Source organism: Salinivibrio sp. ES.052 (genome assembly GCF_900141775.1).
Taxonomy (GTDB): Bacteria; Pseudomonadota; Gammaproteobacteria; order Enterobacterales; family Vibrionaceae; genus Salinivibrio.
In genome coordinates this window covers 1,999,897-2,022,175 of sequence record NZ_FSRI01000001.1, presented here as the reverse complement: position 1 = coordinate 2,022,175, position 22,279 = coordinate 1,999,897, and the positions used below count along the sequence as shown (strand labels likewise).

Sequence of the window (22,279 nt, the reverse complement as noted above, 5' to 3'; positions counted from 1 at the left end):
GCAGGAGCGCGGCAACGAGTAAAATGGTACCACCGACGTTAAAGTACGCGTAGGTCGGTATAAGCGCCTTCTCGAACGCGCAAGCTTGGTGTGATTTCCGCCGCGCGCCATCCGACATCAAAGCCAAAGATTAACCTCGATGTTAAATTTGGCGCCAAACGTGACAGGCGCCCAGGCGGCATAGTGCATCATTATTGACATCTTACCGGGGCTTGTGTCACCTACGCCAATGGCGCCATCGATGTATAAATTTTGTCATTGTTGTGGCCGCCCCAAATTGGCCACGGTGTTAGAGCGTGTAAGATCAGGGATCCGTTCAGCAAAATCAGAGTAACCAAACTCGACAAGTTCAGCCTGATGGTTTTGTAACGCTTATGCCATGGTTCAAATCCCGTATGCATTCCCACGTAGGAGCGTGAGAATAAGAGAGTACACTTTAGTGCGCATAAAAGTGTCTATGTTTACATTTTTATGCGCGTAAAAATGTTTTATCTTGCATTTTGTTGCGCGTTTTTGTGTAATAAACAACCAATCAGATGAGCGCTTAAACTGGGTGGTTAGATGAAACGAGCACTACTTGAAAACCTACTGGCCTGGAAAGACAAGCCGAATAGGAAGCCTTTACTGATTGACGGCGCGAGACAAACGGGCAAAACCTTCCTATTGCAAGAACTGTTAGGCAGTGCCTTCGACAAGGTCGTCAGACTCGATTTTCTCGAAAGCCCGGAGTTAATGGACGCTTTCTCAGGATCTCTTAACCCCGATGACATCATCACCAACATTGAACTCTTAACCGGACAGATCGTCGAGCTATCAACCGATCTCCTTATTTTAGATGAAATTGGTGAATGCCCAAGAGCGGTTACCGCGCTTAAGTACTTTGCAGAAAAGGCGCCTAATGCCTATGTGGCTGCCAGTGGCTCAAACATCGGATTGCTCACCTCCTTTCCCGTTGGAAAAGTTGAGCAGCACAACTTAAGACCACTGACTTTCCGGGAGTTTTTGTGGGCCTCGGGAGAACAAGCATTGCAAAAAGCGTTTGAGCAAAAGCTGAATTCTTCTGCGGCTCATTCCAAGTTAATCGAGCTGCTAACCGATTATTACTTCGTTGGCGGCATGCCTGAAGCCGTGAACTCGTGGTTCGAAAACGCAGAGCGTAGCATTCTTGAACGCATTGACGCCGTCTCTGAAGTTCATCGGAACTTAATTGAGGGCTACATACGGGATTTCGGGAAGTACGCTGGCAAAGTGGATGCGCAGTTAATCGAGTCTGTCTTTCGAAGCATTCCTGCTCAGCTATCTTCGGTCTACGACGACTCCGTAAAGCGGTTCAAATTTAAAGGCGTTCACGAACGTAAGTCGCGCTATGCGGAATATGAAAGTGCGATCACATGGCTTCACAAGTGTCGGCTTGCGCTAAAGAATTATCCGATTGAAGGACAGCCTCGTTCGCCTCTAGCGGCTTATCAGAAGGACAATACGGTTAAACTGTTTCTCTTTGATGTCGGATTATTGAACCATATGCTCGGCACCGGGTACCGTGAAATCAAACAGCAAGGCTATGAATATAAGGGATATGTCGCCGAGAACTATGTTCAGCAGGAAATCGCTGCCTTAGGTATTGAGCCAAGCTTTTCTTGGGGAGATGCAAGAGCGGAGATAGAGTTCATTATCGCGGATGACCTAGGTCGTATCGTGCCTGTCGAAGTTAAGAGCGGTAAGCGAACCCGTGCAAAATCATTGCAGTCTTACATCGACAAGTGCAAGCCCCACAAGACGATCAAATTAACAGGCACGCAAGGCTCGCCTACAACCGAGCAAAAGCATGTCGTGATGCCACTTTATTATACTGAGTACTTACTTGATCATCTGAGCGATCGAGACCACGGCTAGGTGAGTCCACTCCGACACAAAAAACGCAGCCCCATGGCTGCGTTTTGTTTATCTAAACCAACCAATTCAACCCATCATTACTCTGTCGGCTCGATGGTCAGTGGCTCCCACGAGGCGGTGGCGTTGCCGCCGGCGCCATGTTGGTCTGGATATTCACGACCTTTAAGCAGGGTGTAGAACACATCGACAAAGTCATCATCGTTGGTCAGCCAGCCGTCGGGAATGGCTTCAATGATTTTGCCGGTGATTTGTGTGATCACGCCATAGGCTTGCACTTCTAAGTCAGGGATCGCGGCAATGATGTCGCTGGCTACCTCGTTGAGTTTGAGTGCGAGCTCTTTGTAGTTGGTGCCGTCGTCTTGCTCCATTAAGATCACGTCCGCCGCGCCCCAGCGATAACGATCCCAATGGATCATCACTTGGTTGGGGTAATAGGTGGTTTTGTCGTAATCCAAATACGGCATATCGACAATATCGAGCGTGGGTTCATCGCGGCTGGGGTTCACACCGGTGACAATCGCATACACTTCTGCCGCGCCGGAGATCCACGGTTCTTGATCGTCTTCCAAGCGGATGGTTTTCAGTACGGTAGTGTCAATGGGCTGGGCGGGGCCTTGTGCCATCATCGGTGCACTGCGACGGACACGTGGCGCAGGGTTCTGCTCGGCTAAGGTGCGACGCATCACTTCCAGGCCTGCCTTTAATGCCGCTTTGCCATTGGTATCGACAACTAACACTGGGCGGTCTGGCATTTGGTTTACATCCAGCCAGTGGGTGTTGCCTTCAATATCAAACGCTTCGATCTGGGTCCAGGTTTTCTCATCGCCTGCTGGTTCAAAGGCAAACAAAGGGGCTTGGCCAGCCTGCCAGCGCGCGAGCATGCTTGGGTCGGCTAAGCGCACTTCGAGCAGTTGATCGGCCACTTGCTCGACGCCTTGTGCTTCACGGAGGGCGCGGTCTGCGCTGTGTAGCTGTGAATCCAAGCTCCGTTTGCTGCGTGAGCTACGTGCTTGAGGCTGTGTTAGTGCTGATAATGATGCATTCAAGCCATAGCTATTAATGCTGCGGTGCAGCGTCGGCGCGATCTGCGCATAGTCTTGGCTCAGTTGCTTGGCGGTATTGCGTTTTATCTCTACCACGTTGTTATCTGCGCTACCGGCAAAAGCGGGGGTGAAAACCTGAGTAAGGCCGGCGAATAGCAGCGAGATCAGTATTTTTTTATTCATCGCATTTCCTTTTTGTTGTGTTCCAACTGACGTTAGCGGGGCTAACGCTTTGTATCTTGCGATGCTTGTCTTTAAACACGCTATCTCAAATAAAAAGGGCTGTGAGTACAGTTCACAAAAAAACTGAAATTCTAATGCGAAATTAGTCATTTTTGGAATTGGAGTAAATACTCACTAATAAAAAAGAATGAGATTGTTAGTGATCGGCCGGTGTGAACGTTGACAGTTTTAACCCGTAACTGATTGATTGGTGAAATGAAGCGATGAGTGGGAGTGGGAAAAGAAACATCAATGTTGTAGGCCGTGCGGATAAGTCATAAACGCGATAGCAGACGGTAAAAGGTAGGAGAGAACCGCCAGCATTGCACTGGCGGCGTTGAGTGCTTAAATGCCGTCGCGTTCAAGCGGGCAGCTCATACAGCGCGCGCCACCGCGGCCACGACCTAGTTGGTCGCCCGGGATCGAGAGCACCTTGATCCCGGCTTTGTCGTATTTCTCGTTGGTGTAGGTGTTGCCTTCATAACCAATCACCACCCCAGGTTTGACCGTGAGCACGTTGTTAGCATCGTTCCATTGCTCACGTTCGGCAGCGTAGCTGTCACCGCCGGTGGTAATGATGTTGAGCGGACCGACGTCGAGCGCTTTTTCAATCGCGGTGAGGTAGCAAGACTGCGCTTCCACGTTCAGGCTGTCTTCGCCTTTGCGGGTTAAGCGCCAACATGGCAGATCGGGGCGCATCACGGTGGGGTAGACCGAGAAAGTATGGATATCCATGTGGGTCATCACGGTATCAAGGTGCATGCACGAGCGATTTTTCGGCAGTTGTACCGCAATCACTTCTTTGGCTTGGCCACTAAACAGCAGGCTGCGCGCCAGCTGCTCAACCCCTTGCGGGGTGGTGCGCTCGGACATGCCAATTAATACCGCGCCGCGGCCAATGACCAGCACATCGCCGCCTTCAATCATGGCGTTGTCGTAGTCACGCACTTCATCGCCGAGGTAATTAATAAATGGGCTATCGGCAAATTCAGGGTGCCAGCGATAAATCGCGCGCAGGTGATTGGTTTCACGTTGGCGTGCCGACTTGGCCATGGGGTTGAGTGATACGCCGCCATACACCCAGCACGAGGTGTCGCGGGTAAACAAATGGTTAGGCAGTGGTTCAATCACGAAGTCAGTTTTATCGTGCATGGCTTGCATCATCGAGGATGATTGCACGGGTAAGTCGATGTAGCTTAAGCCACCTAGCAGGATCTCCGCGAGCGTATTGTGGTCGATATCGGTCATGTAGGCGCGCACATCACTGGCAAACTGATAACCGAGGCGGTATTGGTTGAGTTGGGTGTCGAGCAGCCATTGCTTGGCTTCTGGCACGGCCAGGGTTTCGACCAGTAAATCGTGAAGTAGGTAAACGTGTACGCCTTGGTCGGTCAGTGTGCGGGCGAACATGTCATGCTCTTCGCCTGCGCGCTCAACGGCCAGCACATCATCAAACAATAGCTCATGGCAGTTAGATGGCGTTAGGTGGTTCAACGCTCGTTCAGGGCGGTGAAGCAGCACGCGCTTCAGTTGCCCAACTTCGGATCCAACGTAAAACTCACTCATGGTAGGTCCTCTTTTTCCTTAATACGGGCCAGGTAATGAGACAAACAGCGTCTTGCACACACGGGACGTGTGCTCACCGGTTAGGTGGGAATGCAGGCCGTTTGCACTGGGTGGGCGTGTCTCATCTCCTCCTTGGATGCTCGAATAATGACAACCTTCTCGGGGGAGGTCAATGTTACAAATCACTAACAATCTCGCCGGACTAGCAAGCTCACAGAAAATTCATTAACTTGGCGGTTTTCTCATCAGTGACACTATGATAGAACGTGGCATTTTTTGCTAAACCGTGCCATATTGCGCCCGTATTCATTTTCTGGAGTCGCGTCTATGTCACAGGCTGAACTTATCGAACAACAACACCAAGAAACGCGGATGATCATCGAGGAGCTTCTCGCCGATGGCAGTGATCCTGATGCGCTGTATACCATTGAGCACCACCTGTGTGCCGATACCTTTGAAGCGCTGGAAGATGCGGCGGTAGAAGCCTTTAAAATGGGCTTTGAAGTGGCTGAGGCCGAAGAGCTTGAGCTGGAAGAGGGCGGCACTATCGTTTGCTTTGATGCGGTGATGGAAACGGCATTGAATGCTGAGCGCATTGATGAGCAAGTCGAAAAGCTAGTGGCGTTAGCCGATAAGCACAACATTGATTACGACGGCTGGGGCACCTACTTCGAATCGGGTGAAGACGAAGACCCAGAAGGCGAGTAACGCGCGACCACGCGACATCACGGATTCTTTATTAAGCCACATAAACGTGGCTTTTTTTGTGCCTTGAGCGGGCTACAGTGCCTTTATCATGGTGACTTCACAGCTATCGTGGCCGGTGTTGCCCATTCGCTCGCACGGCACAAAGCCGAGTGACTGATACAGCGCAATCGCCGCGGTGAGGTTGGCGGTGGTCTCAAGATAGCAGCGTTGATAGCCCCACGCTCGCGCTGTCTCCATGGCTTTAATGGCGAGCTGCCTCGCCATGCCTTTGCCGCGTAATGCCGACAGAAAGTACATCTTCTGTAGTTCACACACATTATCGTGGCCCGCTAATGGGGCGACGCCACCACCGCCGAGGATCATCCCGTCTTCCTCAATTACCCAATAGGCGGCGTGCGGGTGAGTATATTGCTCGCTAAGCGTATCAAGGGTGGGATCCGCTGCGCTAAACCCGGCATCGGCGCTGAGATCATGCTCGGCAGAGACGCGACGAATGACATCGGCAATGGCAGGGTTATCACTCGGCAAAATTAAGCGCACGTCGAGGGACGCAGGGGCGTGTGAGTCAGCCTTGCGTAAATTTTGGGGGCGATCCTTAGCCACTAATACACTCCGGATAATAGATTTATCGACAATCTATCTCACTGGGTTCGCTTTCACAACTCGGCGCGCTCAGAAGGCCACCACGCTATCGTCCTCGTTTGTTATGAGGCGCTATTTCAATGATTATCAGTTCATTTTTGTAAGTGACTTTTTACCGCAACATTAGCGGGATACTGGTTGTATTTTTGTCCATTTTTTTGACCAAACATTGAAGGGCTGTGGCATAATCTCAGCCGATTTTTTGGACATTGCAATGTTAATTCGCAATTTATTATTGATTAAGAGATAAGTGGATGGAAAACAAGGTTAAATTCTATGGCCAAGGGAAAGAATTCTTCGGCATATGGATTGTAAATATGCTGTTGTCTAGTGCGACATTAGGCATTTATTCAGCATGGGCGAAAGTACGAACTAATCAGTATTTTTATGGCAATACGGAAATTGCAGGCGATCGATTTAGTTATCACGCTTTACCTCAGCAGATTTTGATTGGTCGTATTATCGCTGCTGTTTGCGTGGTGGTTTGGGTGATTGCCAATCAGTTTTTCCCTATTGCGTCTCTGGCTCTGCTGGCGGTAGGTGTGGGCTTGATGCCATGGCTACTTCGCAACAATGCGCGTTTTGATGCAAGCATGACTAGCTATCGTAATGTTCGATTCGGCTTTACTGGCAAACTGGCATCAGCCTACCTTGTGTTCTTGGGGCTACCCGTGCTGTGCTACCTCAGTGTGGGTGTAGTGTCATTCTTTGGTGGGTCACAACTCAAAGCTGGCCATTTTGGGTTAGGGATAACGCTCCTTTTATTCGCCATTGTTCTTGGTTTCTTGGCTTATTCATGGATTGCATCGAAAGTCGCAAGTTATTACCTCAATCACTATACCTATGGAAACCATCATTTTAAGGCTGAGGTAAGCTGGAAGATATTTGCTAAAACCTATTTACAATCAGGCCTCATTTGGTTTGGCCTTTCTGCTATTGCAGGGATTATTGCACTAATGGTTATAGGGACGGATGTGGGTGTCTTCACATCGCCAGTCAGCGGGAGCTTTCCGCTGTTAATTATCGGTGCCTATTTATTCTTGGCGATGACGGTGATGATTATCAACGCTTTTATTCGGACACGGATCCGCAACTACCTATTTGGTCAAGTAGAAGTTGGCGACAGCCCTGTTTATCAATTGGCGTCACGTATGACAGTGGGTGGTCTGTTGTACTTGATCATGACGAACTTGGCGTTGCTGATTGTCACCATTGGTATTGCTACGCCATGGGTAAAAGTGCGCACCGCGGCCTATCTTGCCAATGTGACTTTCGTTATCGGTGATTTGTCGCAGCTTCAAGCTGAGGGAGAAGCTGTGACTCAGAACAACGCTGTGGCTGATGAAGTAGCTAATGCCTTTGACTTAGGAGTGGGAATTGGATGAGTTGGCGAGGTGTCTATCATCCCCCCCATAGTGCGACAAAGCTCAATGCTGAGCTAACGCTAGGTGATCGCCATGTGCATGTCACCACTGAGCAGGGTGAACATGTCTGGTCGCTTGCAGATATGGATGTGTCGGTGCCGGTGGGGAGCTTACCGTTGGTACTGACCTTTCCTGAGAGGGATACGTTCATTCCCGACGAGAGTCAATCTCTTGCTGATGCACTCGGGCCTTATCGGAAGGGAAAGCGCTTGCATTGGTTGGAGCAACATAAGTTAGCGATTCTGGCAAGCTTGCTGGTAGTTGTGTTATTGGTCGTGCTGCTATTTAGCCATGGTTTACCTGCTCTCAGTCGTGGCCTCGTGCCTCTGGTCCCTGATGAAGTACCTAATCAAATTGGTCAAAAAACTCGGGATGCCTTGGATGAGCATATGCTGTTGCCAACTCAGTTGTCTGAGCAAACTCAAGATCGCGTCCAGCAACAATTTGACGGTTTGGTTGAGCAATTGCCGGCGCTTCCTTTAAAGCCAAGTCTTGTGTTTAGGCAGTGGGAGGGAACGGCGAATGCGTTAGCACTCAGTGATGGCACCATTATTGTCACTGATGCACTCGTTGCGTTAGCAGACACGCCAGAACAACTGGATAGCATCTTGTTACATGAGATTGGGCATTTGGCACACCAGCACTCGCTAAAGTCACTAATACGCGCGACCTTGCTATCGACCACTGTTGCTTTGTTGACCGGCGAAAGTACTGGCTTAGCTGATAATTTATTAGGGGGTGGGGTCTTTCTTCTGACGAAAGGCTACTCGCGTGATGATGAGAGAGAAGCCGATGCCTATGCTCGTCAACACATGACCACTATCTATGGTGATGCCACTGCAATGAAGGCGATGCTCAAACGGATCGGTAAGTCAAATAGTTCTGGGGAACAGTTAGAGTGGCTAAGTACGCACCCTGGTATGAAAGCACGTATTGAGGCCATTCAAAGCGCCCGCTAGTGGATCGCTAACAAGCGCAAAGGGCAAAAAGCCATCGGCACCTTCAATGTGCCGATGTGTTTTAGTGGTGGTGGCCAAGGTGCACCGGTGCGGGTTTTATCGCATGGCGACGCTGCCACACCTTTTCATGGAAGAAGTACGCCAAGGTGTTGATGCTCGGCTCAACCAGCGCCAGTGCGCCACCGACTAACCAATCGCCACTGATCAAATAGCCGACCAAGAAGGCGACGTTAAAGTGGATCACGGCAAAACTGGCGGTTTTAATTGCAGGGCGTGGCTGACGACTTAGCTGCCACACTTTTTCATGAAGATAAAACGCACCGGTATTGACCGTGGGCTCGGTCATGGCGATCAAGCTACCTAGGATGATATCGCCGGTCAGCACATAGGCGACGGTAAAGGCGATCGAAAAGTGGATAGCGGCGAAACTGAGTGTTTTCTTCATGGTGTAGCTCCTTCTCGGCAACACGCGTTTAATCAACAATGACAGTATGTACTGCTCATGTCGATAAATAAAAACGGTTCTCACTATCTTTTAGATAGAGAAGGGCTATCAAGGGCGATCAGTGCTGGGTACAACAACCGTTGAGAAAGTGACCAAGCCCATTTGTGCTGGTGTTGGGCATAAAAAAAGCCACACCGAGGGGTGTGGCTTAATAGGCTAAATGAACCGAGGGTTACAGCGCGGCGATGGTGACCTTCTGCTCACCGAGCTTGGTTAAGGTGTCACGATAGCCATCGAGCTTTTCACGCTCTTTCGCTACCACGGCTTCGGGCGCTTTCGCGACGAAGCCTTCATTGCCAAGCTTACCTTCAACACGCTTGATCTCACCTTCGATTTTGGCAATCTCTTTATCCAGACGCGCCAGTTCGGCATCTTTATCAATCAAGCCCGCCATCGGGATCAAGATCTCCGAGCTGCTGACCAAGGCAGAGGCACACGCAGGCAGGGTTTCGCTGCCGTCGAGAACCGTGAAGCTGCCCAGTTTGGCTAGCGCGTTCAAGGTGGTGCTGTTGCTATTTGCACGCTCAGCGTCACGGTTATCCGCGGCCTTTAGCATCACGTCAAGCGGCTGGCTTGGCGCAATATCGTACTCGGCACGCAGATTACGAATGCTGATGATAAACTGCTTCACCCACTCGATGTCTTCTGACGCTTGTGCGTTAACACGGCTTGCCTCATATTGCGGCAGTGGCTGCTGCATGATGGTGTCGCCTTCAACGCCATTAACCAGCGGCTTCACACTTTGCCAAATCGCTTCCGTGATGTATGGGATCACGGGGTGCGCTAGACGTAAGGTTTTTTCCAGCACGGTGATCAAAGTGCAACGGGTGGCGCGTTGCTGCGCGTCGTTGCCTTTCCACAATACGGGCTTGGTCAGCTCTAAGTACCAGTCACAGAATTGATGCCAGATAAACTCATACAGTACACCCGCTGCCATATCGAGACGGTAGTTGTCGAGATGGGTGTTAAAGTCTTTCGCCGCTTGCTGGAACTGCGATTCAATCCACTGATCAGCCAGTGAGAATTGCATCTCGCCGCCGTTCATACCGCAATCTTGCTCTTCGGTATTCATCAGCACGTAACGGCTGGCGTTCCACAGTTTGTTACAGAAGTTGCGGTAACCTTCCAGACGCTTCATGTCCCAGTTGATGTCACGGCCGGTAGAGGCCAGTGCTGCGAGGGTAAAGCGCAGTGCGTCGGTGCCGTGGGCCTCGATGCCGTTCTCGAAGGTTTTGCGTGTCGCTTTCTCGATCTTCTCTGCCAGTTTCGGCTGCATCATGTTGCCGGTGCGCTTGGCAACAAGCTCATCAATGCCGATACCGTCAATCATATCGAGCGGGTCAAGCACGTTGCCTTTCGATTTTGACATCTTGGCACCGCTTTCATCGCGAATAAGGCCAGTCATATAGATGGTCTTAAACGGGACTTGTGGCTTGCCGTTTTCGTCTTTGATGAAGTGCATGGTCATCATGATCATGCGCGCCACCCAGAAGAAGATGATGTCGAAGCCTGACACCAACACATCGGTGGGGTGGAAGGTCTTCAGTGCATCGGTATCCTCTGGCCAGCCAAGCGTGCCAAAGGTCCAAAGGGCGGAGGAGAACCAGGTATCGAGCACGTCTTCGTCTTGGCGCAGCGCGACGTCGTCGCCAATCTGGTTGTCACGGCGGACTTCGTCTTCATCACGGCCCACATAGACATTGCCTTGGTCGTCATACCAGGCCGGAATGCGGTGACCCCACCAAAGCTGACGCGAAATACACCAGTCTTGCACATCGCGCATCCAGGCAAAGTACATGTTCTCGTATTGCTTAGGCACAAACTGGATATCGCCATCTTCTACCGCTTTGACGGCAGGTTCGGCGAGAGGCGCGGTACGCACGTACCATTGGTCAGTCAGCATTGGCTCAATGACCACGCCACCACGGTCGCCATAAGGGACGGTCAGATCGTGATCTTTGATTTCACCCAGTAAGCCGAGAGAGTCAAATTCGGTAACGATCGCTTTACGCGCCGCAAAACGTTCCAAACCTTGATAGTGGGCTGGAAGGTCGTTCGCGTAGGCATCACTTGGCTGGCCTTTGTGATCAAACACTTCGGCACTGTCGCGGATATCGGCGTTCAGGGTCAAAATGTTGATCATCGGTAGCTGGTGGCGTTGACCGACTTCATAGTCATTGAAGTCGTGTGCGGGGGTGATTTTCACACACCCGGTGCCTTTTTCCATGTCGGCGTGTTCATCGCCCACAATGGGAATACGGCGGTTCACCACCGGCAGTAAGACGTGTTTGCCAATCAGATCTTTGTAGCGCGGATCCTCAGGGTTTACCGCGACACCGGTATCACCCAACATGGTTTCTGGACGGGTGGTGGCCACGACAATGTAGTCTTTACCGTCTGCGGTTTTAGCGCCGTCGGCCAGTGGATAACGGAAATGCCACATGTGGCCTTTCTTGTCTTTGTTTTCCACTTCCAAATCTGAAATGGCCGTGTGCAGTTTTGGATCCCAGTTGACCAAGCGTTTGCCGCGATAAATCAAATCTTCTTTATGCAGGCGAACAAACACTTCTTTGACGGCATTAGAGAACCCGTCATCCATGGTAAAGCGTTCGCGATCCCAGTCCACAGAGGCACCTAGACGGCGCAGCTGTTGGGTAATGGTGCCACCGGATTCGCCTTTCCATTGCCAAATTTTGTCAATAAACGCGTCACGGCCGTAGTCGTGCTTGGTTTTGTTTTCTTCGGCTGCGATCTTACGTTCCACCACCATCTGTGTGGCTATACCGGCGTGGTCGGTTCCCACTTGCCATAGGGTATTTTTGCCTTTCATGCGCTCGGCACGGGTCAGGGTATCCATGATGGTATCCTGAAACGCGTGGCCCATATGTAGGCTACCGGTCACATTGGGTGGCGGGATCATGATGCTAAAGGCATCTTTGCTGGTATCACCATGAGGTCGGAAATAGCCCGCCTCTTCCCAGCGCTGATACAGCGCTTTTTCAATTGATTGTGGATTATATGTCTTTTCCATAGCGCTCTTGAAAGATCGTCAAGGTTTGGGCGATTGGTCGATGGCCAGGGTATGAAGTTGCAGGCCTGCCAGTCGGTATGCTTTATATCGGTGACGCGCGTGTTGTTTTAGCGTCTCATCGCAAGGAACGAAGTCTACCACTTGTGCAAACGAAGGCGCAAAATTTGATGGCTCTGTCGCCAAATTGATTAACACACTGCGATGACCGGTATGGCGTACGCCAGGCCAGCCAATTTCGACAGGGGCTCCGCCTCGTGGGCCTTCACCGACCAGGTTATGGGGCATAAATATGTCTGGATCGCGTTGCCACAATGCGTCATCCAATTGATGCGCTTGTTGTTGGTCACTGGCGGCCAGATAAATACGCTGCCCTTGTTGATAGTAGTAAAAGGCTAGCTCAATAGCGGTCTCGACTATTGTTTGCTGCTCACGTGTTTGCTGCTCACGTATTTGCTGTTCACGCCCTGGTTGTTGCTCGAGGGAAAGCCCCGAGTGTTCCGTATCGTCCGCCGAATCGGGCGGTGATAGCAAATAAAAGGTGGCGGTGGGCATATACGCTCCTAAAAGTGAGAAACGGCCTCCGTCCCAGCAGCGGGGTGTCCGGGTAGCGTGAAGTCATCAACATAGCTGATTGTGCGCGTCGACACCAGTGTCGAATAAAGGGTGGAGAAAAAAGGAGGCCGATTGGCCTCCTTTCGGTATTTACTCTTCCACGTCAAGGCCGGAGCGGTTCAGTAAGAATTGCACCAGCAGGGGAACGGGACGGCCGGTAGAGCCTTTTTCTTTCCCGCCACTTTTCCAAGCGGTGCCCGCGATGTCCAAGTGCGCCCAGTTGTATTTCTTGGCAAAGCGTGACAAGAAACATCCAGCGGTGATTGTGCCGCCGCCTTTACCGCCGATATTGGCCATATCTGCGAATGGACTATCGAGTTGTTCTTGGAACTCATCGGTCATTGGCAGGCGCCATGCGCGGTCACCCGCTTGCTCAGAGGCGTTAATGATGTCGTGTGCCAGTGGGTTCTGATTGGCAATCAGGGCACTGATGTGGTGGCTGAGGGCCATGATGCATGCGCCAGTGAGTGTCGCAACGTCAATTACGCACTCAGGCTCGTAGCGTTCGACATAGGTGAGGGCATCACACAGCACTAAGCGGCCTTCGGCGTCAGTGTTGAGCACTTCCACGGTTTGTCCTGACATGGTGGTGAGAATATCACCGGGGCGATACGCTTGACCGTCTGGCATGTTTTCACAACCAGCGAGCACGCCCACGACATTGATAGGCAGGTTGAGCTCGGCCAAGGCACGCATTACCCCAAATACGGAGGCGGCACCGCCCATGTCGTACTTCATCTCATCCATGCCGGCACCCGGCTTGATGGAAATACCGCCCGAGTCAAAGGTGAGGCCTTTACCCACCAACACAATGGGTTTCGTCTCTGGGTCAGGGCTGCCTTTGTACTCCATGATCGACATCATCGATTCATTTTTGGAGCCTCGGCCGACGGCGAGATAGGAATGCATGCCAAACTTTTCCATTTCCTCTTCGCCAATAATTCGAGTGGTCACCGCATCATAGTCATCGGCAAGGCGTCGTGCTTGAGAGGCGAGGTAAGCTGGGTTCGCAACATTCGGTGGCATGTTACCGAGGTCTTTACAGGCATTCACGCCCGAGGCAATGGCTAAGCCATGTGCAATGGCACGTTCACCCAAGTTGAGCTCACGACGTGTAGGCACATTGAACACCATTTTGCGCAATGGACGACGAATTTCTGGTTTGACACTTTTGAATTGGTTAAACGTGTAGAGGCTGTCTTTGGTGCTCTCAACGGCTTGACGGACCTTCCAGTAGGTGTCTCGCCCTTTTACATGTAGCTCTGTTAAAAAGCACACCGCTTCCATCGAGCCGGTTTCGTTGAGGGTGTTGATGGTTTTTTTGATGATCTCTTTATACTGGCGCTCACCCAGCTCGCGTTCTTTACCACAACCGACTAGCAGTACGCGCTCAGACAGAACATTCGGAACATGATGCAGTAGGAGCACCTGGCCGGGTTTACCTTCGAGATCACCACGGCGCAGTAAGGCGCTGATGTAGCCGTCGCTGATTTTATCGAGCTGTTCAGCCACCGGGGATAGGCGGCGAGGCTCAAACACGCCAACGACAATACAGGCACTGCGTTGCTTTTCGGGGCTACCGCTCTTTACACTGAACTCCATTTGTACTCCTAGATCCTAAAGACAATTGAGACCAAATGTTAGATAATGCCGCCTCTATATGTTGTTGAACGCGCTATATGCGCCCGGATAAGCCGGCGGTCAACAAATGGCCGAAAGATTAGAAAACAACTAATTAAACCAGAAACTATAGTTATTCGAGTAAAAAAACAAGTTTTCCATAGGTGCCTTCGCTTTGATAATTGTTCGATATTTGATCCGGGAGACGGTTAAGACACAAGTTGCAGTCTTATTTGTGCTATTTCTGGTCTTTTTCAGCCAAAAGTTCATCCGTGTGCTGGCCAATGCCACGGAGGGATCCATCCCCAGTGATCAAATTATCACCTTAGTGGGTTTGTATATGCCGTCGATGGCGATGCTGATGCTACCGCTAAGTTTGTATATCGGGATATTGATCACTTTTGGCCGCTTGTATGCCGAGAGTGAGATCACGGTGATGAACGCCACCGGGATCGGCAATGAATTCTTGATCCGGGCGGCGTTATATTTGGCGATCATTACCGGCTCAGTCGCTGCTTTTAATGCGTTGTGGCTCACTCCGTGGGCTAATAATCAAGAGTTAGAAGTGATGGAGCAGCTTGAGGCAAAGTCGGGCTTGGAGTTGCTGGTGCAAGGGCAATTTCAAAGCGCGCCGTCAGGTGAGGCGGTGATTTTTGTCGATAACATTGAGGATGACGGCAAAACGCTAAACCAGGTGTTTGTCGCTCAGCCGGTGCCGCGTGGTTCTTTATTGCCCAATGTGGTGGTGGCCGATAAAGGGTATGTTGCTGAGTTAGCCGATGGTCGCCAGGTGTTAGATCTGGTTGATGGCACCCGTACCGAGGGGATCCCGACCCGCCTAAACTATGGTGTGACCACCTACAAAAACTATCAAGTATTGATCGGCCAGCGTGAAATACGAGAAAAGAGTCGCGATTGGGATGCGGTGCCCACCTTGCAGTTATTTGGCGAGCCCAGTTTAAACGCCCGGGCAGAGCTGCAATGGCGGATCTCGTTGGTATTATGTATTCCGCTGATGACCATGATTGTGGTGCCGTTGTCGGCAGTGAATCCACGCCAAGGGCGATTTGCCAAGTTGTTTCCGGCCATTTTGATTTATCTGGCTTACTTTTTGTCGATCAGTGCCGCCAAATCGGCGGTGGAAGATGGCGACTTGCCTGCGCATATCGGGCTTTGGAGCGTCAACGTATCGGCCTTGCTGTTGGCTTTGATACTCGCCAGTTGGGATTCGCTACCGGTGCGAAAACTCAAAGCTAGCTTAAAAGGATCCGCCTGATGTTTCGCATTCTTGATTGGTATATTGGCCGTACGTTGATAGGCACGTCGTCCTTATGTTTGGCCACCTTGGTAGGATTGTCGGCGATCATCAAGTTTGTCGAACAACTGCGCTCGGTGGGCGATGGCACCTACACCATGGGTAAAGCCATTTTATATGTTTTACTCAGCATGCCGCGTGATATTGAAATGTTTTTCCCTATGGCGGTATTGCTCGGTGCCTTGATTGGCTTAGGTATGCTGGCGTCTAGCTCCGAGCTGGTGGTCATGCAGGCGGCGGGGATCTCTAAGCTGCAAATCGGTATGTCGGTGCTGAAAACGGCAATTCCATTGATGTTGGTTGTGATGATCTTGGGTCAGTGGGGCGCACCGGATGCACAAAAAGCGGCGCGTGAGCTCCGTGCTATCGCCAAATCAGGCGGTAATGTGATGTCGGTACGGCGTGGGGTATGGGCCAAAGACGGCAATGATTTTATCTACATTGCCCGCGCGGATGAGCAAGATAATCTCACGGGCGTGAGCATTTGGAAGTTTGATGAGCAGCAGAACATGAATAATGTGGTGTTTGCTGAGCGTGCCGACTTTTTGAGTAAAGACAGCTGGATGCTTAAAGACGTCACGATCACCCGTATGCAAAATCGGGATGTTATTTCCAACGTTGAGAAAGATCAACTGGTCTGGAAAACCACGCTGACGCCAGACAAGTTAGCGGTTGTGACAGTGAAACCCGAAGAGCTTCCATTATCGGGATTGTACAGTTATGTCACGTACCTGAGAGCCTCACAGCAGGATGCGTCACGGTACGAATTGGCGTTGTGGCGTAAAGCGATACAACCGTTGTCGATTGCCGTCATGATGTTGTTGGCACTAAGCTTTGTGTTTGGCCCGCTGCGAAGCGTCACCATGGGGGCGAGGGTATTGTCAGGTGTGATCTTTGGCTTTAGCTTTTATATCTCTAATGAGGTGTTTGGACCGATGAGTTTGGTCTATAAGCTGCCGCCCGTGCTTGGAGCAATCACACCGAGTTTGATTTTCCTGGCTATTTCTTTATTGCTACTGCGGCGTAAGCTATAACTTCCCTCACAAAAATTAAACGGGCCGATATTATGTCGGCCCGTTTTTTATGAGCGGCCACCCAATATAGGGCGTTAGGCCAATGGCTTAGAAGCGATAGCTCATACCCAAACGAAAGTCTCGTCCTGGCTCGGGCATGCTATTACCGCTGCTTAAGGTGAACGAGCTGTGCTCGCTGTATTCCTTGTCGAGCAAGTTATTGACCGCCAATGAAACCGTGAGCCCTTGGTAGGCCGCTGGTTGCCACTGTGCGCGCACATCATGCACTACATAGCCAGGCTTCTCGTGTTTACCTTCTGGCACATCGGTCAGCCTTTCCACCCCAGTAAGGGTATAACCTAAGCTCACATCCGTATCGACCAGTTGGTATTGCGTATCCCATACCCAAGTGTTGCCGACTGACGCGCCTATTGCCATTGCGTCGCCTAAAGGATCGCCATTTTCATCTTCCATGTCGACGTAGCTATAGCTCAGACGGGTATCGAGTTGCTTGAGCATCCAGTTAACACTGGCTTCGACGCCTTGGCTCGTCACATCACCCTCTAGGTTGTAAAGGTAATTTGGATCACTGTGACGATCATACGCTTGGTAGTTTTCTATTTGGGTATTAAATCCTGTCAAGGCAAGGTTGAGCGTATCTTGCTCGGCTAGCATCCCATAACCTTGCCATTCAACCCCGATTTCAGCTTGTTTAGCATGCTCGGGCTTTAAGTCTTTATCTACTGCAACGGCACCGCCAATCAGCAACACTTCACGCGTTTTGGCACCGCGTACGGCTTCGCCGTAACCGGCATGAAGACGGAGGTTGTCCGTCGCTTGATAGCTCAGCTGCAAGTTGGGTGAAACTTCACTGCCATCGACCTCGCCCGCTTGGCCATAATCGGTGTGGTAGTCGTCAAAGCGGGCGCCCCAGGCAATGCCAAGGTCGCCGACTGTCATTCTATCTTGCAAGAACAGGCCGATATTGCGCGCTTCATCTTGGTTATTGGCGCCGCTGTCTTCAGCGTAATCGAGGTTTTCGGTTTTTTGCTCGAACATGTCGATGCCCGTGGTGAGCGCATGTTGTACCGCGCCGGTCTCAAAGTGCATCAGGTTACGAATATCGCCACCGATATTGCGCGAACGGCTAAAGGTTTCGCTTTCAATCCGATCCAGATCTAAGGTGTTTTGATACAATTTGGTGGTCAGTTCGATCCAGTCGGAATCCGGCGCCCAGCGGTGTTGGAAAGAGAAAGTTTCTCGCTCGGTTTCTTGATAGCTGCGAGACTGGCGGCTGAAGTAGGGCATATGAGCGCGGACAAAGTAATCGCCCTGATCGGTACGACGCTCGGCACTGACACGGACATCGTGATCGCCGTGATTGAGCAGTGACAACTTGACTAGGTAGCTACGTTGTTGGTTGGCTGTCGCTGGCTGCAAGTCACCACCGCCGTGGCGATAGTCATCACTGTTACTGCCTTTCATGTAAGCAAGAATACCGAGTGATTCTCCCAATCGGCCATAGACGGCAGAGCTACCAGAGGTGGCATTGGCCGCGCTTTCAAGGCCACCTGAGAGGCGTGCACCGATGGTTTGCCCCGGACGCAGCATGTCTTGGGCATCTTTGGTTTCAAAACGCACACTGCCACCCAGCGCGCCGGGACCACTGTCAGCACTCGCGGGACCTGACTCGACCCCGACCCGCTTGAGTAGCTCGGGTTCAATGTTTAAACGTCCTTGGTGGTGGAATAAGTAACCCCCTTGTGCGGCACCATCAACGGTGATGTTGAGGTTGGTGTCTTCGACACCGCGAAGGTAAACCTTTTGCCCTGCGCCAACTCCGCCACCGACGTTAATGCTGGCATTGTCGCGGAACATGTCTTCCAGATCTTGTGCTTGACGCGCTTCAAGCGCTTCGGCGTTAACCGCCATATTGCCTTTCAGGCTATCAGCGGTGACCGTCACTGTTTCGACGGGCTGTGAATCTTGGGCATGAGTGGGCAGGCTGAGGGTTCCCGCGGTGAGGAGAGCAAGAGTGATCGGACTTAAACGTAAATGCATTTCATACTCCTATGCAAATAGTTATCATTTATTTGCGGAGACTATATCAATGGATAGTGGAAATGACCAATAAAAAGAGAAAAAACCAGTAATGTTAGTGGTTTGTTTGTCTATGTATTTATTTGCCGGGTGATGTTTCGGTTGTGTAAATTAACGTGGGAGAATGGGGCACGAACGCAGGAACGAGGCGAGGGGGAAACCGTAAAAAGCCGGCTACGAGACCGGCTTATTCATTATATTGAGTCAGCCATTACTCATATTATCCAGGCTAAGGGGTGTCCACATACTGAAACGCTTTGATCACCTGCTCAACGCCGCGCACGTTGCGAGCGATCTCGACCGCTTGATCCGCTTGTGCTTGGGTAACGGCTCCCATCAAAAAGACTTCTCTGGCCTCGGTGATGACTTTTATATTGATCGTACGAAGCTGATCATCCGCGACTAGGGCCGCTTTGACGCGAGTCGTCAGCCACCCATCGGTACTCATATCGGCCAAACCGAGCATCGGTGCCTCACGGATTTGGTTATACACAACGTCGACGCTATCAATCGCACGGATCCGTTGTATCAGCTGTTCGGTAAGCGCCGGATCGGTACTTTGGCCCACTAAAAGCGCTTGCCCTTGGAAAGCGGCAGCTTTCACGCGGAGTTTGTTTCTAAACGGTGGCTTATTAACGATCCCCGCGGTGTTGAGACCGATTTGAGTGTCTTGCCACTCTTCCCCTGTGGTGCGTGGATCGGACGAGTAGATCGCCGAGCAGGCTTGCAGAGTCAGGGCGAATAGCAAGATCATGATCACGCGCATGTTTATTCTCCGTGAGAGGGAAAGAGCACTTGGTCTATCAGATCACACAAGCAATGCACCGTCAGCAGGTGCCCTTCTTGAATTCGGGCAGTACGTTGTGAGGGAATGCGGATTTCCACGTCACGTTGCCCCAATAGCCCTGCCATTTCTCCACCATCTTTGCCCGTCATGGCAATGATGGTCATATCACGGGTCACCGCTGCCTCCATCGCTTTGATGATGTCTTTGCTGTTACCACTGGTCGAAATCGCCAGCAAGATATCGCCTGCTTGTCCTAGCGCACGCACTTGCTTAGAGAACACTTCGTCATGACTATAGTCATTCGCGACAGCGGTCAGCGTGGTGGTATCTGTCGTCAGCGCTAACGCAGGCAGGCTGGGACGCTCAGTTTCAAAGCGGTTCAACAGGCAAGAGGCGAAATGCTGAGCATTGGCCGCCGAGCCGCCGTTGCCGCAACACAGGATTTTATTGCCATTCAGTAGGCTTTGTACCATCACTTGCGCGGATTGTGACAGGTATTCGGGGATCGCTTCTGCGGCTGCGATTTGGGTTTGAATACTTTCGGTAAAGCTCTCTTTAATGCTTTCTAGCATGACTTACCCTTGAACAATGTTTTGAATCCAGTTGACCGCTTCAACGCTGCCCTCAAAGGTGACGGCGTCAAATCGAAATTCTGTTTGTGTACTTTTCACGCCATGGCATTGCATCCATCGCTCTGCGGCAAGGATTAAGCGACGTTGTTTGGTTGCTGTGATACTGGCAGCAGCGCCGCCAAAACCTTGTCCGCGTCGGAAACGGACTTCCACAAACACCAAACAGCTGCCATCTTGCATCACCAGATCAATTTCGCCACGACGACTGTGTGCGTTTTTATCTAAGACAGCCAGCCCATGGCGTATCAGATAATGACAGGCTTGTGCTTCATAAGCCTGTCCTGTCGCTCTGGGCTGAGGTTGTTTCACTGCGCCTCTCCGTGTGTGTCTTTTTCGATAGGCTCAATGGCGGTTTGGCCAAATCGCGCCCAGTCGAGTTGACGATGGATCACACAGTTTTCCGATAATGAGAGCTGGCCCGTTTGTCCGTTTAGCTGATAACCGGGTTGTGCTTGCATTTGTGGGAGCCCTTTTAGTAGCCCATAGGCATCCATACCTAACGCATGTAAGCGTGTCGTATTGTTGCTCGGAGAAGGATGGCGCTGTTGATATGTTTTATAGGCCTCACTTTGTGAGTTGATTAATAAAGGAATATCGCTGAACTCAATACCTTGTAGTTCGGCTAACTGGCCCATCCCATCGGCACGGTTATTACTGCGCGAGCTTGCGTACAGCTTAGGTGGTAATACGTCAGGGTTTATGGCTACCTCAATAAATGGTTTCAGCAAGGTGAGATCCGCGGCACCCGCGACCATATAAACGGCATCGATATCGCGACGGCTACGCGCTTGCGATTGCAAGGGTAAATCGGTGAGTTGCTTCATCTGTGCAATCCGACGCTGGCTTGCGTCTAAACCGAAGATATCACGAATACGCGCTTGCATCTTATCACGATCGCCAAGAGGGGCTTGCTCTACTTTTGTATCCGTTAGTGCCTGCCAGCGGGCGGAGAACGCATCGCGGATACGTTGGCCAAATGCAGAATCAGGATAAAGGACTAGCGGGAACTGGTAACCTTGTTGATGCAAGCGGTCGGCGGCTTGGGCCGCTTCTTGCTCTGGTGACAAGGTAAAATAGCATACACCTTGTGTGTAGCGTTCATCCGTCGGTTGATTAAGCGCTAACATGGGGACTCGGCCTGCGATGGCTTGGCTCACCGCGGCGACTTTATGCTTTTGCAATGGCCCGACGACAAAATCGATATCATCATCGCGAAGGCGTTGCTCTAGCGCGTCAATATTCATGGCGTTGGTATTGTAAAAACGTACACGAGGCAGTTGTTCCGTATCCGCATCGAGCATGGCTTCAACAAATCCATCACGAATTGCGTCGCCTTGATCGGAAAACTTATCCGTCAGTGGAAGCATCACGCCAACGTTGGTCGGCTGTGTAATCGCCAGAGCTTGAATGTCAGCCAAGTTATCAGGTAGATACTGGTTGGCTGGGTGCATGGGATGAGCCTGTAAATAGGCATCTAACTGGTCTTGCATTTGTGCTAAATCGTCAGAGTAACGACGCGCGATATCCAGTAGATTGACCCAACCGGCGAGCACGTCATCTTGGCTCGACTGAAGGTGTTTAATCTCGCCCTGGCTGAGTGATTGTAAATCTTGCCACAAGGTATTCCATGCTTGCTGTGCCCGATCTTTCTCAACGTAACTGGCGAGGCTACGCTGACTTTTCACCGCATCTAAGGCGTTGTTTTGCTGGCGTGCAATCTTGGCTTTTTGTTGGTAAAAGCGCACATATTGGCTATCTGTTAATTGCCACTCTGGTGAAAGCACCAAAGCTTGGTCAGCTTGGGATAGCTTGCCGGTTTGGGCCAATAATCGGGCACGAGAAAGCGTCCACTCAATGTGTTGGTCAGTGGTGAGTTGGCGCTCAGATAATCGTTGCAGTAGCACATCCGCTTGATTAAATTGCTGTTCGTTGAGCAGTGCTTTAATCGCGAGCAAAAACCAGTCGTTTTGTTTTTCACCTTGATTGGTTTCTGCTTGCAACAGATAAAATGTCGAATTCTCCGTGGCCGGCTGACTGATGACATCTCGCGCTGTTGGCGAAATGGATGGCGCACTACACGCGGCCAGCGCTAACGCCAAGGCTACAGGGGTGATAAGTCGTGTTACACTTTGACGCTTCTGGGTAAGTTTAACCATGAACATGTTTCAACCGTGACAACGTTGCCCCTATCTTAATCGCCGAAGGGT

At 51.1% G+C, this 22,279-nt stretch carries 18 protein-coding genes; 6 read left to right on the top strand and 12 right to left on the bottom strand.

Annotation, left to right across the window (positions count from 1 at the left end; translation table 11 throughout):
- The first annotated feature begins 561 nt into the window (after nt 1–561).
- Complete coding sequence (locus tag BUQ98_RS09370) at nt 562–1,893, top strand: ATP-binding protein (protein WP_074213508.1); 1,332 nt, start codon at nt 562–564, stop codon at nt 1,891–1,893.
- Nucleotides 1,894–1,970: 77 nt separating this feature from the next.
- On the opposite strand, the gene BUQ98_RS09365 is transcribed toward BUQ98_RS09370, so the two are convergent.
- Together BUQ98_RS09365 and arcA are read right to left on the bottom strand one after the other, a co-directional pair.
- A complete protein-coding gene (locus BUQ98_RS09365) occupies nt 1,971–3,119 on the bottom strand; it encodes a DUF3103 family protein (RefSeq protein ID WP_074213507.1) in 1,149 nt (382 codons plus the stop codon).
- 384 nt (nt 3,120–3,503) lie between these two features.
- A complete protein-coding gene (gene arcA / locus BUQ98_RS09360; RefSeq protein WP_074213506.1) occupies nt 3,504–4,724 on the bottom strand; it encodes an arginine deiminase in 1,221 nt (406 codons plus the stop codon).
- Between the two features lie 327 nt (nt 4,725–5,051).
- On the opposite strand from arcA, the gene rraB reads away from it, so the two are divergent.
- A complete protein-coding gene (gene rraB, locus BUQ98_RS09355) occupies nt 5,052–5,432 on the top strand; it encodes a ribonuclease E inhibitor RraB (protein WP_074213505.1) in 381 nt (126 codons plus the stop codon).
- A 72-nt stretch (nt 5,433–5,504) separates the two neighbouring features.
- Here the strand turns inward: rraB and BUQ98_RS09350 are convergent, their stop codons facing one another.
- The gene (locus tag BUQ98_RS09350) at nt 5,505–6,035 is read right to left on the bottom strand and encodes a GNAT family N-acetyltransferase (RefSeq protein WP_074213504.1); all 531 of its coding nucleotides are present in this window, start codon (nt 6,033–6,035) and stop codon (nt 5,505–5,507) included.
- Between the two features lie 356 nt (nt 6,036–6,391).
- Here BUQ98_RS09350 and BUQ98_RS09345 point away from each other — a divergent pair, with 356 nt between their 5' ends.
- Both BUQ98_RS09345 and BUQ98_RS09340 read left to right on the top strand, forming a co-directional pair.
- Entirely contained in the window at nt 6,392–7,459 is a 1,068-nt protein-coding gene (locus BUQ98_RS09345; protein WP_254813900.1) for a YjgN family protein, read from the top strand.
- The gene (locus BUQ98_RS09340; protein ID WP_074213502.1) at nt 7,456–8,457 is read left to right on the top strand and encodes a M48 family metallopeptidase; all 1,002 of its coding nucleotides are present in this window, start codon (nt 7,456–7,458) and stop codon (nt 8,455–8,457) included. The genes BUQ98_RS09345 and BUQ98_RS09340 overlap by 4 nt, the downstream gene beginning before the upstream one ends.
- A gap of 61 nt (nt 8,458–8,518) precedes the next feature.
- Here the strand turns inward: BUQ98_RS09340 and BUQ98_RS09335 are convergent, their stop codons facing one another.
- From BUQ98_RS09335 to pepA, 4 genes are all read right to left on the bottom strand, one after another.
- A complete protein-coding gene (locus tag BUQ98_RS09335) occupies nt 8,519–8,902 on the bottom strand; it encodes a DUF2061 domain-containing protein (protein ID WP_074213501.1) in 384 nt (127 codons plus the stop codon).
- Nucleotides 8,903–9,134: 232 nt separating this feature from the next.
- The gene (locus BUQ98_RS09330; RefSeq protein WP_074213500.1) at nt 9,135–11,993 is read right to left on the bottom strand and encodes a valine--tRNA ligase; all 2,859 of its coding nucleotides are present in this window, start codon (nt 11,991–11,993) and stop codon (nt 9,135–9,137) included.
- Nucleotides 11,994–12,011: 18 nt separating this feature from the next.
- The gene (locus BUQ98_RS09325; RefSeq protein WP_074213499.1) at nt 12,012–12,545 is read right to left on the bottom strand and encodes a DNA polymerase III subunit chi; all 534 of its coding nucleotides are present in this window, start codon (nt 12,543–12,545) and stop codon (nt 12,012–12,014) included.
- A gap of 150 nt (nt 12,546–12,695) precedes the next feature.
- On the bottom strand, nt 12,696–14,207 hold the full coding sequence (gene pepA / locus BUQ98_RS09320) for a leucyl aminopeptidase (protein ID WP_074213498.1): 1,512 nt from the start codon (nt 14,205–14,207) through the stop codon (nt 12,696–12,698).
- Nucleotides 14,208–14,400: 193 nt separating this feature from the next.
- Here pepA and lptF point away from each other — a divergent pair, with 193 nt between their 5' ends.
- Together lptF and lptG are read left to right on the top strand one after the other, a co-directional pair.
- Nucleotides 14,401–15,501, top strand: coding sequence for an LPS export ABC transporter permease LptF (gene lptF, locus BUQ98_RS09315; protein ID WP_074213497.1), 1,101 nt, complete (start codon nt 14,401–14,403; stop codon nt 15,499–15,501).
- Nucleotides 15,501–16,574, top strand: a complete 1,074-nt coding sequence (lptG, locus tag BUQ98_RS09310) for an LPS export ABC transporter permease LptG (protein ID WP_074213496.1) — start codon at nt 15,501–15,503, stop codon at nt 16,572–16,574. Before lptF ends, lptG begins: the two co-directional genes overlap by 1 nt.
- Before the next feature lie 87 nt (nt 16,575–16,661).
- On the opposite strand, the gene BUQ98_RS09305 is transcribed toward lptG, so the two are convergent.
- The 5 genes from BUQ98_RS09305 to BUQ98_RS09285 form a co-directional block, all read right to left on the bottom strand.
- Nucleotides 16,662–18,614, bottom strand: a complete 1,953-nt coding sequence (locus BUQ98_RS09305) for a TonB-dependent receptor domain-containing protein (RefSeq protein WP_074213495.1) — start codon at nt 18,612–18,614, stop codon at nt 16,662–16,664.
- Nucleotides 18,615–18,882: 268 nt separating this feature from the next.
- Nucleotides 18,883–19,419: a BON domain-containing protein gene (locus BUQ98_RS09300; RefSeq protein ID WP_074213494.1), complete on the bottom strand. Its 537-nt coding sequence runs from the start codon at nt 19,417–19,419 to the stop codon at nt 18,883–18,885.
- Nucleotides 19,420–19,421: 2 nt separating this feature from the next.
- Nucleotides 19,422–20,012 (bottom strand): phosphoheptose isomerase, encoded by a 591-nt coding sequence (locus BUQ98_RS09295; RefSeq protein ID WP_046073955.1) that lies wholly within the window; start codon nt 20,010–20,012, stop codon nt 19,422–19,424.
- Nucleotides 20,013–20,015: 3 nt separating this feature from the next.
- The gene (locus BUQ98_RS09290; protein ID WP_074213493.1) at nt 20,016–20,381 is read right to left on the bottom strand and encodes a YraN family protein; all 366 of its coding nucleotides are present in this window, start codon (nt 20,379–20,381) and stop codon (nt 20,016–20,018) included.
- A complete protein-coding gene (locus tag BUQ98_RS09285; RefSeq protein WP_175566302.1) occupies nt 20,378–22,228 on the bottom strand; it encodes a penicillin-binding protein activator in 1,851 nt (616 codons plus the stop codon). The genes BUQ98_RS09290 and BUQ98_RS09285 overlap by 4 nt, the downstream gene beginning before the upstream one ends.
- Nucleotides 22,229–22,279 lie beyond the last annotated feature (51 nt).